Source organism: Actinomadura viridis (assembly GCF_015751755.1).
In the GTDB taxonomy this organism is placed as follows: Bacteria; Actinomycetota; Actinomycetes; order Streptosporangiales; family Streptosporangiaceae; genus Spirillospora; species Spirillospora viridis.
On the sequence record NZ_JADOUA010000001.1, the window covers coordinates 7,172,459 to 7,184,865 of the forward strand.

At 65.9% G+C, this 12,407-nt stretch carries 9 protein-coding genes, 1 tRNA gene and 1 pseudogene; 5 read left to right on the forward strand and 6 right to left on the reverse strand.

Translation table 11 applies throughout. The annotated features are described in order from the left end of the window. Window positions 1-1,476 carry an ATP-binding protein gene (locus tag IW256_RS32565; protein ID WP_197014594.1) on the reverse strand — a complete coding sequence of 492 codons (1,476 nt, stop codon included), beginning with the start codon at window positions 1,474-1,476 and terminating at the stop codon, window positions 1-3. A gap of 495 nt (window positions 1,477-1,971) precedes the next feature. On the opposite strand from IW256_RS32565, the gene IW256_RS32570 reads away from it, so the two are divergent. Then, window positions 1,972-2,469 (forward strand): very short patch repair endonuclease, encoded by a 498-nt coding sequence (locus IW256_RS32570; protein ID WP_197014595.1) that lies wholly within the window; start codon window positions 1,972-1,974, stop codon window positions 2,467-2,469. On the opposite strand, the gene dcm is transcribed toward IW256_RS32570, so the two are convergent. Beyond that, window positions 2,435-4,369 carry a DNA (cytosine-5-)-methyltransferase gene (gene dcm / locus IW256_RS32575; RefSeq protein ID WP_197014596.1) on the reverse strand — a complete coding sequence of 645 codons (1,935 nt, stop codon included), beginning with the start codon at window positions 4,367-4,369 and terminating at the stop codon, window positions 2,435-2,437. The genes IW256_RS32570 and dcm overlap by 35 nt on opposite strands. 819 nt (window positions 4,370-5,188) lie before the next feature. On the opposite strand from dcm, the pseudogene IW256_RS32580 reads away from it, so the two are divergent. Then, window positions 5,189-5,389 (forward strand): annotated as a pseudogene (locus IW256_RS32580) (IS5-like element ISMt1 family transposase); the annotation flags it as partial. Between the two features lie 75 nt (window positions 5,390-5,464). Here IW256_RS32580 and IW256_RS32585 read toward each other — a convergent pair. Continuing rightward, window positions 5,465-6,418 (reverse strand): HNH endonuclease, encoded by a 954-nt coding sequence (locus IW256_RS32585; protein ID WP_197014597.1) that lies wholly within the window; start codon window positions 6,416-6,418, stop codon window positions 5,465-5,467. 97 nt (window positions 6,419-6,515) lie between these two features. On the opposite strand from IW256_RS32585, the gene IW256_RS32590 reads away from it, so the two are divergent. Next, window positions 6,516-6,767 (forward strand): hypothetical protein, encoded by a 252-nt coding sequence (locus IW256_RS32590; protein ID WP_197014598.1) that lies wholly within the window; start codon window positions 6,516-6,518, stop codon window positions 6,765-6,767. Continuing rightward, window positions 6,764-7,747, forward strand: coding sequence for an HNH endonuclease signature motif containing protein (locus IW256_RS32595; RefSeq protein WP_197014599.1), 984 nt, complete (start codon window positions 6,764-6,766; stop codon window positions 7,745-7,747). Before IW256_RS32590 ends, IW256_RS32595 begins: the two co-directional genes overlap by 4 nt. Before the next feature lie 337 nt (window positions 7,748-8,084). Here IW256_RS32595 and IW256_RS32600 read toward each other — a convergent pair. Next, a tRNA-Pro gene (locus IW256_RS32600) sits at window positions 8,085-8,158 on the reverse strand. A gap of 76 nt (window positions 8,159-8,234) precedes the next feature. Then, the gene (locus IW256_RS32605; RefSeq protein ID WP_197014600.1) at window positions 8,235-9,134 is read right to left on the reverse strand and encodes a metallophosphoesterase; all 900 of its coding nucleotides are present in this window, start codon (window positions 9,132-9,134) and stop codon (window positions 8,235-8,237) included. Between the two features lie 116 nt (window positions 9,135-9,250). Here IW256_RS32605 and IW256_RS32610 point away from each other — a divergent pair, with 116 nt between their 5' ends. Then, complete coding sequence (locus IW256_RS32610) at window positions 9,251-9,709, forward strand: GatB/YqeY domain-containing protein (protein WP_197014601.1); 459 nt, start codon at window positions 9,251-9,253, stop codon at window positions 9,707-9,709. Window positions 9,710-9,749: 40 nt separating this feature from the next. Here the strand turns inward: IW256_RS32610 and IW256_RS32615 are convergent, their stop codons facing one another. Next, window positions 9,750-12,095 (reverse strand): penicillin-binding protein, encoded by a 2,346-nt coding sequence (locus tag IW256_RS32615; RefSeq protein WP_197014602.1) that lies wholly within the window; start codon window positions 12,093-12,095, stop codon window positions 9,750-9,752. Between the last annotated feature and the right edge of the window lie 312 nt (window positions 12,096-12,407).

Here is a 12,407-nt window from a genome sequence, read left to right on the forward strand (position 1 = left end):
TCAGGAGTTCCAGAAACCTTTTTGCTCGTCGAAGGGGGACATGGAGCTGAGCACTCCCCGGGCGTCCTTGGGGGTGTGGCCGTAGCTAAGGAGCACTTCGTACACCCGGCGGGCGATGTCGACGGTCTCCGGAGCAGCTGGCCCTGGACCGCCGAAGGGTTCGGGATCGTCGACAGTGTCGGTCTCATGGAGCATGCGGAGCGCCGTGACCGGGACCGTCTCCTCAAGGAGACGGATCATTGAGCGGACATCGCCCGCTTTGCTGCCCTGGCCGTCTATTGCGGCCTTCACCAAGGGGTGTTTTCTGTTGATACGCAGAACGATCCGGCCGTCGTGACGCTTCACGTTCCAGGCGAACCTCAGGGGGTCGCCGTGTGCCCGCGACACCACCTGTCCACGCTGCCGAGCGGAGCGGGAGGCTGCGTCGCGGGTGTACCTGGCGATCCTCGCCAGGTGGCCACGCAAGGAGACGGGGGGTACCACGCTCGCCTTGCGTACGTCCACGCTCCAGTCGGCGTCGGCCTCTGCAGGGATGTCCACGGCGATCCGCGCCAGGTTGTACTTCTCCTCGTGCCGCAGGCCGCGGATCCCCAGCCAGCCACCGGGCAGGATCAGGCGGTCGCGACGATAGACGTAGAACCCTTGCTGCCCCAGCCACCCCTTCGGGCCAGCAGCCGACTCGTACTCGGCCTCCGAGAGACGCTGTGGCGTCGGAAGGACGAAGGGCTCCACACGCACCGACACCGATCCCAGCGGCAAGGGCTCCCAAGGGATCCGTTGTACCGACGGGTGTGTGGACAGGAACGGATCCCACGGCGTGAGACCAGAGCCGCGCACCCTGATCCGGCATCGGGCCGGACGCTGAAGGAAACGGGCGAAGACCATCGAGAGGTGGGCTTCGGTACGCTCAGCCTCCGCATAAAACTGGGCTTGTGTCCTTTCGTCGCTGCTGGTCACGTCGGTGTTGTGGTAGCCAGAAAGCTGCTCCCACAGAACAACGGTTCCGTGCTGCATGTTTCCTGCGATCTGATGCAGGAGGGCCGTGGTCGTATCGCCGGGATCACGGAGGAGTCTCCACTCCTTGTAGTGCTCCACGACACCGAGGTCCCATGCCCGGACATGCCAGACCCCGTCCCTGGCCGTGGCTACGGTGAGCTTGCGGCACTGGGAGAAGGAAGCGGTCTTCAGCCCCACACCGAAACGGCCGAGATCCGTGGCACTCCGTTCAGCAGAGGGGCCGCGGGCCGCCACCGTCATAGCGGTCACCAGCTCGGGCTGGGTCATTCCACGGCCGTCGTCAGTCACGGCGATCCAGGAGTTCTGCCCGCCCCACGTGAAGTCGACGTCGATGTTCCTGGCCTCTGCCGAGATGCTGTTGTCCACAAGGTCGGCGACGGCGGCGGGGAGCGAGTAGCCGAGCGAACTGAGCGATGCCACCATGCCGGCAGGGTCGGGGGCGGCAACGTCGAAGTCCATCTTCACGCTCCGTACCCGGTCAGTCCTGTGTGGTCGACTCGTCTGTGGGCCCCGTGGAGCGGCATGTGGCAGGACTCCTCGGGCATCGTGGGGTGAGCGAGTTGCAACTCACCTCACGCCAGCCGAAACCTCTCGTCCGGAGCATGGTACTAAAAGGGCTTGGCTGGCGTAGATGATCTGTGTGGGGCTGCTCCACCTTCGCGTGGCACAACGCGTACGCCGCTGAGTTGTCTGGACGGCTTCGAGTTGATCTTCGGAGCCCTCGGGCTTTCAACAGCGCGGTGGCCAAGGCGATTGCTGCTGGCTCTTGTCGGATGGTGCGGGTCGGGTACGGGTCTTCCATGCACGCTCCATGCGGCGATTGAGCTTCCTTAGAATCAAACAGGTGGACGGAGGTCAGACTGTGGGAGAACTTCGGACGGTTACCGGTCTCCAGTCGGGAGGAGACGTGACACTCTCCTGGCCGGCGGCCGTGGTGGGCCTGAGGCCGGAACCGTGACGCAAGGAGGAAGGGGTGCTGACCGGAAGTGGGTCAGCACCTCGCAAGGGGAGCACCTCCGCGGCCGGCGTGTGAGGGACACCAAGCCAGAGATCGCTCTGAGAAGTGCCGTTCACCGTCTGGGGCTGAGGTTCCGTCTCCAAAAGCAGGTACTGCCCCGATGTACGGCCGACTTTGTGCTGCCCCGATACCGTGTAGCCGTTTTCGTTGACGGTTGTTTCTGGCACGGATGCCCGGAGCATGGACCGAAGAACTTCAAGGGGCCCAACGCGCAGCGCTGGAAGGACAAGATCGATACGAACAGGGAGCGAGACAGGCGGAACACGGAAGCCGTGAAGGCCGCGGGCTGGACGGTCGTCCGGATCTGGGAGTGCGAGATCCGTTCTGACGTCACACAGGCGGCGCTCAAAGTGGGAAAGGAATGCACAGCTCCCGCGCAGACAGCAGTGGAGGGACCGACTATCCGGCGCTTTCCGGGTTCAGAGCCGCGCTGAAAAGGTCATCCGGAGCGGCCCGCTTGCGCCACTTGCAGAACTGAGCGAGGGGACACTCGTGGCAGATCGGCTGTCTGGCCCGGCACAGGGAGTTCCCGATCAACCGCAACGCTGCCATGCGTAGAGGTGCTTTCTCACCTGCACCCACCAGTCTCACGAGATCGACACGTCCATCACTCAACCGGTTAGTAAGATCCGAGGAACTGTCGTTCAGTCGAGCCGCGACGCGCAAGGCACTCTGGCCTACCCAGAGGAGGTCATCGTCGATCAGTAGAAGGTAGAGCCTCGACTCGGATTTCTTCATCTTCAGGTGCTCAGGAATCTCCCTGCGCCGTTCCTGGGACCAAGCGTCGGAGTCGTCCAGCAGCACAGCCAGTCGTTGGATGTGTTTCCGGGTGGCTTCCGTAGGTACCTCGGCGAGGAGTGAATCGAGAGCACTCTGTGTCAGAGTGGATTCGTTCTGAACAGTAGCGACGATCTTACGTAGCTGATCGAGGCGTATCCGGGCGCTGGAGAGGACAGCTACAACGGATGCATGCAGTGGGTACAGCTTGGGAAGCTGGTGCCATTCGCCATTGTCGCGCTGACGCTCTGCCCAGATAGTCAGCTCATGGCGAACCGTGCGCCAGTACGGCTGTAGGCTGACCCTGCTATTGCTCTTTTCTGAGGGAAGCAGGGTCCTGGCTGCCGCCTCCCCCAAGAAAGGGGGTACCGCGTTGCCGATTTGCCGGAAGGCATCGCTGCGAGTTCCTGCAAAGCGGAACCGGTCGGGGAAGGTCTGGATTCTGGCTGCTTCGCGGACGGTCAGCGTTCGGTTCTGATCCGGATGGATGTACCAGTATCCATCCTTGGCGATGTGAGCCGTGATCGACCTGCTGAGATCCTCCCAGTCCAACTTCTTGTACTTGTCGGTGAAATCGTCAGCATTGTACCGCTGGAGCTCCGGGTCGATCTCTGAGTACAGGGTCTTGGAGTTCATCTTCTTGAAGATGATCCAGTCGTCCTCCCGCACCCGGCGGGACATGTGATCCCAGACGACCTCTTGCGGCGCTCTCTTGCGCATCTCTGCCGCGAATGAGGACTGTAGCTCGCGCGGGGTGAAGTAGCGCAGCCTGCGCTCACCGACCCGTTCCAACGGCACTGCATGAAGGGGCGGGAGGTCACCGATGGCTTCGCGAAGAGTGGTGCGTTCGTCCTCAGCGCACGCCGACTGCCACTCGAACTTCTCGATGTCGTTCCTGGCCAGAAGGATCAACCGTTTCCGGTGCTGGGGAACTCCGTACCGCCATGCGTCTACCAGACGCACCTCGGTCGCGTACCCGAGCTCCTCCAGCTGTTGTTCGATCACTCGGACCACGAAGAAGTCGTCACCGAGCCCCATGTCCGGAACGTTCTCCATGAGAACGGCGCGAGGCTTGATCCTCTTAACCACGTCCAGGTAGGCGCTCCACAGCTCCTTGCGGAGGTCGTGCGGGTCGCGGCCGTGATGCTCGACGAGGTGACGAATCTTGCTGCGACCGGCCCTGCTGAACGGCTGACAGGGGGGGCCGCCGGCCACAAGATCGATCTTTCCCACCGCAGGTTCCAGGACTTCCTCGAGCCTGTCGCGTTCGGCAGGATCACCCAAGTCCATGTGCAAGCTCATGCCCGGGAAGTTCGCGGCATGGGTTTCCAGGGCTCGCTCGTCGTAGTCGACTGCAGCTGCGAGCGTCCACCCTGCGCGCTGGAGCCCCAGGCTCAGGCCACCAGCCCCGGAGAAGAGGTCCAAGGCCAGACGCCGCCCCGCGCCGTGCTTCTCTAGCCACGCGGAGAACCGTTCGGGGGTGCAGCTGTTCCGGTGACGCTTGAGCTCCAGATAGTCGCTGCGCTCAAGAGGTACGCCGTAGTGCGGTTCCTGCACGACGCAGACCTCTCCTTCGCGCTGGCAACAACAACGAGCACCAGGAGACCACAGACGCCCTCAGCAGGGCAAGGCCCTCCTCTGTTGTCAAGTGCCACAGGGGTGTTCATGCCGCTCTGTCAGGTTTCAGGGCAGTCCGTAAGCTCCCGAATCTTGGCCTCGAACCACAATTTCGGCACGCGACCGGAGGTCATTCTAGAGGAGTCTGGAGCCTGAGAAGCCAGATGAGACGTCAGCTTGCCTGAGTTGTTCGCGGTGACGCCTGCCCGTGGAGGGCGGTACGGAACCGACCATGACCGACATGCAGCTAGAGGAGCCGCACGAACCGCTGGAGGAGGCGGAGCCGCTGATCCCGCGGCAGTTAGAGGACCCAGGATCAGGAAGATGCCGGGCCCCGTCAGCTCCTCCTGTCCGTTGTAGACCTTCGCGTTGCCGGTACCGTCGAGTTCCAGGTAGTCGACAGGTCGCCTCGGCGGTGTAGCAGGTCTTCGATCCCCTGCGGAGCGGACCAGGTTGGCGGATGGGTCGCGTGTTCTCCCTGGGGGAAGAGGAGCATGGGCGCATAGGCGACCCCATGGCCGCTGACCGACTTTTGCCAAGTCATCCACGGCGGCGCAGCACGCCTGTGGCGACGCTCGGCGTCCCGCCCGGATCGGGTCTTGAGGGAGGACGGACGGTGTCAGCTCAGGACGCGGAGTTCGGGACAGTAGTGAGCCAGGAGATCCCGGATGGGCTGCTCGCCGAGGGCGTCAGGTGCCGGAATTGTTCGGCTAGAGCCTGTCCCGTAACGCCGGGGCAACATCAAGCTGTCCGTGCTACCGGGGGAACCTCAGAGGCCGCCCGGTCAGCCACGACGCCGACCTCTACAAAGACCGCAACACCGTTGAACGCTGCATCAACAAGCTCAAGGAATGGAGAGGGCTGGCCACCCGCTACGACAAGACCCCCGACAGCTACCTCGCCGGACTCCACCTGCGCGGATGCATCATCTGGCTACGTAGCCTGCCGGCCCTCCCGTGATCCGAACTACGAACAGGCCCTAGTACATCCTGTGGGGCGCACGCCGGCCCGGACACCTGGCCCGGGTCGGTCAGGTTAGACGGCCCATGCCTCGGTGGCGATCTTGTGGTGTTCGTCGAGGTAGGTGCTGTCCGGCCGCTTTGACGTGGGGAGCTTCAGAGGCTGGCCGTGGAGCGGGGCGAAGTCTGCATACTTGGGGCTGCGGAGGCGTGGCGCGAGCTGGACCGTCCAGGTGGTGGTGTCGATGGTGAGCAGACCGCGGTCCAGAAGGGCATGCAGGTCGCGGCGCAGGAGTAGCCCTCCGTTGAGGTCGTGGTGGGGTGTGGTGGCGTACCGATAGAGGTGGGCTGCCTCCAGCACCTCCTCCGGCTGGTCGCCGGTAATGGCACAACGCGACCCGTACCGTTCGAGCATCCGCTGGCGGAACTGCTGCTGGCCTACGCGTGCCTTGTGCAGGATGAGGGTGTGACCGCCCGGAATGGGCGGGCGGAGCCCGCCGTCCTCCTTCCACCACAGCGGCCCGGCCCCGGCCGAGCCGGTGAGAGCGGTACGGACCCCTTCCAGGTCCATCGGGCGGATGGACTGCTGTCCCGACCTGTTGAGGAACAACCCCTGGATCTGCTCCACTCGCCTGAGGGGATCTAGCGGACGCCAGGTCCGCGCGTAGTCAGCCTCGAAGACCGTCACGTCCAGGACATTGGTGACCGGGTTGTCGAACTCGGCACCGCACCCCGAACACTTGAAGCTCGGGGTCTTGGTGGTCCGGCGTTTGATCGATGTAGCGGTGCACTGCGGACAGCGCCGCAGCACCTTCTTGCCCGGCCCTTGGGCGATGTCGTCCACCCAGGCCAGCCCTAGGACCCAGGTCTTGTCGCGCAGCACCACCAAGTCGCCGGGCTGCACCGCCCGGTAGTTGGGCACGGTGTTGTTCCACAGGTACCGCTCACCGAGGACGTCCTCGTAGCCGAGATTCCCGCCGAACTGCTGGTCTGCCTCTGCGACGGTGAGGAAACTCCAAGCCGCAACCATACGGCCGATACTGGCATGTCGACACTTGCCGGGCAAAACCCGAAATGTCGGCGAGGTAGGTCAGGCTACTCGTGTGACCACTTCCGCATCCACACCCGTGTTCGAACTGACCATCGCCACTAACACCAACCTGCCAACTTCTGACTTCGAAGCACAGACTGCCCAGTTGCGGCGCGTCGCCCACTACAACGACCGCGACCGCACCTGGACCGCCCGGGTAACAGCCGAACACCTCGCCTGGGGCGCTCAGGTCCTCACCGAGCTATTCGACGCCGCCCACGCCTTCGGCACAAGCGTCACCGTGCAGCACATCGAGACCGCCCAGGAAACCGCGGGGGAGAGGGGATGAGCGACCACACCGCATGGCTGGCTCTGGCGGTGTCGGGTAAACGCCACCACGGCAGCAACGACGGCTACGACGACCTTCCCAGCGCTCACTACAGCTGGGACGACACCGTCCCCAACTCTCGCGCCGTCGCGGTCGGAGACATCATCGCGGTCTGGGACAGGACCGTCCTGCTGGGCGTGTCGGTCATCGAGGAGATCACCACAAGCAGCGCGACCAAACGGCTGCACCGCTGCCCTACCTGCCAAAAATCCAAGATCGGCGAACGGGACAGCCTGACCCCGCGCTACAAATGCTACGACTGCAAAGCCACCTTCGACACACCAGCCTCCCGCACCATCCAGGTCACCACCTACCGATCCCGGCACGACGCCGCATGGATCGACCTGGCCGGAGCACTGTCCGGAGACCAGCTCCGCGCGCTGTGCCTGAGCCCCAAGTCGCAACTCAGTCTCCGGCCTCTGAACTGGACGGCCTTCACCCACGTCCTGGCCCACGACACTGCGGCTGTGTTGCCCGAACGGCTCCTGAACGCCACCCAGGATCGCCTAGCCGGCGGCCACACCCACGCCACCGTCAGGGTCCGCATCGGCCAAGCCAACTTCCGCCGTGCACTTCTCCAAAGCCACGGCCCGGTCTGCACCTTCACAGGCCCCGCCCCCGAAGCTGTCCTGGAAGCTGCCCACCTGTACAGCTACGCCGAACATGCCACCCACGACGCCGACGGCGGCATGCTGCTACGCCGCGACATTCACCGCCTCTTCGACCTCGGGCAACTTGCCATTAACCCCGATACCCACACCATCGATGTCGGCCCACCCGCTTCCTGCTACGACGAGTACGAACGCCTCCAAAGCCAACCGCTCCACCACCCCCCCACTCCCGGCCAGGCAGGATGGCTGACCGAGCACTGGCACACCCACCGCGCTGCACCCTCTGAGAGCCACTCGGAGCACAAACGGCACGTAGAGGAAGAAGCGTGATTGAACTCGAAGCATCTTTGACGGTGCCTCACCAAGCGTCGCACCGTCTACGCCACACGTTGCCGCTCATGCTTGGACGAGGGCGCGAGGGAGTGATCGATCCTCGCTAACAACTCGGCTTGCCGCTGCGCTGTCCAGTAGTTGATGATCAAACGTGGGGGAGTTTGCAGTCAGCGTCTCAGATCGGGATTGACGGGGGCCGGGACGTGCCTGGGAGTGATGACGTGTGACCCTGGAGACCAGAGGGTCACGGCTAGGCTCGGGGTCAGATGGGGGTCGAAAGATCTTGAGGCCGGTCTCCGTGATGGAGAACCGGCCTCTGACCTGCACCTTTGTGTCGGGGTGGCGGGATTTGAACCCACGACCTCTTCGTCCCGAACGAAGCGCGCTGCCAAGCTGCGCTACACCCCGGTGGTGGCTGCCCGGGAGTCGTACGACTTCCCGGCGCCTCGTCCACTGTAGCGGATGCCGGAGGGTGGTGCGTCCCCTATTGGCGGGGGACGAGGGTGAGGAGGGACGCTTCGGGCGGGCAGCAGAAGCGGACGGGGGCCGTGGGGGACGTGCCGAGGCCGGCGGAGACGTGGAGCCAGGAGCCGCGGTGCTTGTGGAGGCCCTTGACACGGGGACGGTCGATGCCGCAGTTGGTGGCGAGGGCGCCGAAGAAGGGGACGCAGACCTGGCCGCCGTGGGTGTGGCCGGCCAGGAGGAGGTCGTAGCCGTCGGCGGCGAAGCGGTCCATGTTGCGGGGTTCGGGGGAATGCATGACGCCCAGGTGGACGTCGGCCTGCGGGTCGACCGGGCCGGCGATCTTGTCGTAGCGGTCGCGGTTGATGTGGGAGTCGTCGATGCCGCCGAACTCGATGTCGAGTTCGCCGACCTTGAGGCGGCCGATGCGGTTGTTGAGGTCGAGCCAGCCCGCGGCCTGGAGGGAGGAGCCCAGTTCGCGGTACGGGAGGTCGGGTTCGCGGCGGCGCTTCTTGTAGTCGGACTTGCTGGTGCGCCAGAGGTAGCGGGCGGGGTTCTTGAAGACCGGCGAGTAGAGGTCGTTCGAGCCGTAGACGAAAACGCCCGGCCGGTCGAGGAGGGGGCCGAGGGCGTCCAGGAACGGGCCGATGGCGTCGCGGTGGGAGAGCGTGTCTCCGGTGTTGACGACCAGGTCGGGTTCGAGTTCCTCCAGGGAACGGACCCACCTGATCAGGCGCTTGCGGCCCGGGGTGAGGTGCGCGTCGGAGATGTGCAGGATCTTGACGGGGGGACGGCCGGGGGGCAGGACGGGGACGTCGAAGCGGCGCAGATGGAACCAGTTGCGTTCCACGACGGACGCGTATCCGAACGTGGCCGCGCCGGTCGCCGCCAGCCCGAGGGGTATGGCGTAGAGCTTTCGCACGGTTCTCCTCCCAGGACCCGGACCCGTTGCCTCATATCGTCCCAGAGTCGGGCAGTGGCGCGTACGGCGGTTAATCCTGGTGAGACACCGGTGGCCGGGCGGGCATGATTGTGGTCATGAGTGCCCTGAAGGAGAAGCTGGAAACCGATCTCTCGACGGCGATGAAGGCCCGCGACGACGTGCGTACCCGCACGCTGCGGATGGCCCTCACCGCGGTCAAGACCGAGGAGGTGGCCGGCAAGAAGTCCCGCGAGCTGTCGGACGAGGACGTCGTCAAGGTCCTCACCCGGGAGGCCAAGAAGCGCCGCGAGGCCGCGACGGCGTTCAGCGACGCCGGGCGGGACGAGCAGGCGCGGGCCGAGCGGGACGAGGGCGCGGTGCTGGAGGAGTACCTGCCCGCCCAGCTGGGGGAGGACGAGCTCGCCGCGCTGGTGACCGCCGCGATCACCGAGACCGGCGCCGCGGGGCCGCGGGCGATGGGGCAGGTCATGAAGGTCGTGAACCCGAAGGTGGCGGGACGGGCCGAGGGCGGCCGGGTGGCCGCCGAGGTCAAGCGTCAGCTGTCCGCCGGATGAGAACGGCGCCCGGCCGAGAAGGCCGGGCGCCGGTTCCGGGTCAGTTCTCCCAGGGCCACTGGAAGCCGCCGCCCGGGCCACGGTCCCGTGGCCCCTGGTCGCCGCGGTCGCCGCGGCGGCCGTTGCTGAGGTAGAGGATCACGGTGGTGCCGGGGTCGACCTCGGCCTGGGCGCCCGGTGACGTCGAGGCCACGGTGCCCCTGCGGGCGTCCGACTCGATGGGACGGGGCGAGACCCGTACCTGGAGGTCGGCGGCTTCGAGGCGGGCCCTGGCGGCGTCCACCGACATGCCCTTCACGTCCGGGACCCGGATGGCGTCGCCGAAGTCCTGGGTGGGACGGGCGAACCCGGGGGCGGGCTTGCCGGCGAGGGCGCCGCGCATGCTCTGCTGCCAGATCGCCCCGGGCGTGTCGGCGCCGTAGACGCCGTACACCTTGTACTTCCAGGGGCCCCGGTAGTCCCAGAAGGCGGCTGCGGCGGCCATGTTCGGGGTGTGGCCGGCGAACACCGCGCAGCTGTGCTCTTCACAGGTGCCGGTCTTGGCGGCGGAGGGACGGCCGATGCCGCGCCCCTTGGCGGTGCCCTTGGTCAGCACGCCCTGCAGGATCTCGTTGACCTTGTCGGCGACGGCCTCGTCGAGGACCTGGCGGCAGTCGCGCTTGGGCACCTTGACCTGCTTGCCCTCGGAGTCGACGATCTCGGTGATCGCGATCGGCGCGCAGTACTTGCCGCGGGCGGCGAAGCCGGCGTACGCGGCGGCCAGGTGGACCATGTCGATGTCGTTCACGCCCAGGACCTGGGACGGGAGGGGCGCGATCGGGTTGCCGTCGGCCCGCTTCATGCCGAACTTCTCGGCCATCCTGACCGCGTTGCAGACCCCGACCCGCTTCTCGAGCTGGGCGTAGAAGGTGTTGACCGAGTGCCAGGTGCCGTTCTTGAGGTTGAACGTGCCCGCCTCGCTGTCGCCCGCGTTGGACACCGAGGGCCAGGAGCCGCCGCCCAGCAGTTCGTTGTCGTACTTCTTGCCGGCGAACTCCCCGGTGTAGCGGCAGGGCTGGAAGCCGGAGATGCTCATGGTCTCGGGCGAGTTGATCGAGGTGTTGACCGGGATGCCCTGGTCGAGCGCGGCGGCCAGGGTGAAGGTCTTGAACGTCGAGCCCGCGGAGACGCCGAAGCCGCCGCCGTGCGCGGTGTCGGCGGCCAGGTTGAGGGTGGTGCGGCCCTTGCCCGCGCCGAACCGCTTGCTCACCCCGATGGCCCTGACGTAGCCGGTGCCGGGCTCGACCATCGCCTCGGCGCCGACGCGGTTGCTGGTCGGGGACACCTGGCTGCGCAGCGCCCGGTCGACGGCGTTCTGGGCCTTCATGTCCAGCGTGGTGCGGATCGTGTAGCCGCCGCGGTTGAGCTTGTTGACGATGTCCTGGCGCTGCTTCGGCTTGAGCGAGGAGTACTTGCCGCCGGACAGGATCCGCAACGCGTCGTACTTGACGTACTCGCAGAAGAACGGGGCCTTGCTGGTCTCGCAGCCGCCGACCGGAGCGGTCTCGTTCAGCTCGATCGGCTTGGCGGCGGCGGCGTCGGCCTGCGCCTTGGTGATGTGGTTGAGCTGCACCATCCGGTAAAGGACGACGTCACGCCGTTTACGGGCGGAGTCGGGGTTGCGGATGGGGTCGTGTGCCGTGGGGTTCTGCGTGATGCCGGCCAGCAGCGCCGCCTCTTCCAGCTTCAGCTTGCTGGCGGGCTTGCTGAAGTAGCGCTTGGACGCGGCCTGCACCCCGTACGCCCCGGCGCCGAAGTAGGCGATGTTGAGGTAGCCCTCGAGGATCTGGTCCTTGGTCAGCCGCTGCTCGACGTCGAGCGCGTAGCGCAGCTCGCGCAGCTTGCGGCCGACCGTGGGGGCGGTGGCGTCGAGGTACTCCTCCTCGGTCTTCGCGCTGTCGACCAGGAGGTTCTTGACGTACTGCTGGGTGAGGGTGGAGCCGCCCTGCGTCTGCTCCGAGTTGGCGTTGGAGGCCATCGCGCGGATGGTGCCCTTGAGGTCGAGCGCGCCGTGCTCGTAGAAGCGCGAGTCCTCGATGTCGATGATCGCCTGTCTCATGATCTGGTCGACCTGGTCGAGACGGACCGACTCGCGGTACTTGTCGAAGAACCGGGCGACCTCCTTGCCGTTGACGTCGTACATCACCGTCTTCTCCGACGGTGGCGACGTCTTCAGCTCGCCGTCCATGTTCTCGAAGTTGTTGGCGGCGTCGCGCGCGGTCAGCCCCGCGCTCCCGACGCCCGGCAGCGCGATGAAGGCGACGAGGACGCCCGCGACGACACCCGCTCCGATGAGCCGGAACAGCGTGGCGACGGCCTGCCGCCTATCCCTATTAGCACCGTGCACATGCCTAGGGTACGCGGGGACGAGCGGTGCATACGGGACACCTGGCGTGATGGTCGCGTGGAGATGGGCGGGGTGCCCAGGGTGCGCGGGTGGCCGACCCGGGAGGGGGAGGCCGGGACCGGTATGTCCGAACGCCCTTCGGTTTCGTGTCAACCGTTGGGGACGCTCAAGCGTCAAGGAGAGGTAACTAGTCCGTTCCGGCGGTATAGCCCTGGAGGGCTATATCGAGAATGGGCCCATCGGGGACTGTTGAATCCCCCCTCGCTTCCGTAAGTTCTTCCCCACGGCTTTCGTTTGGCGGCCTGACGTCCG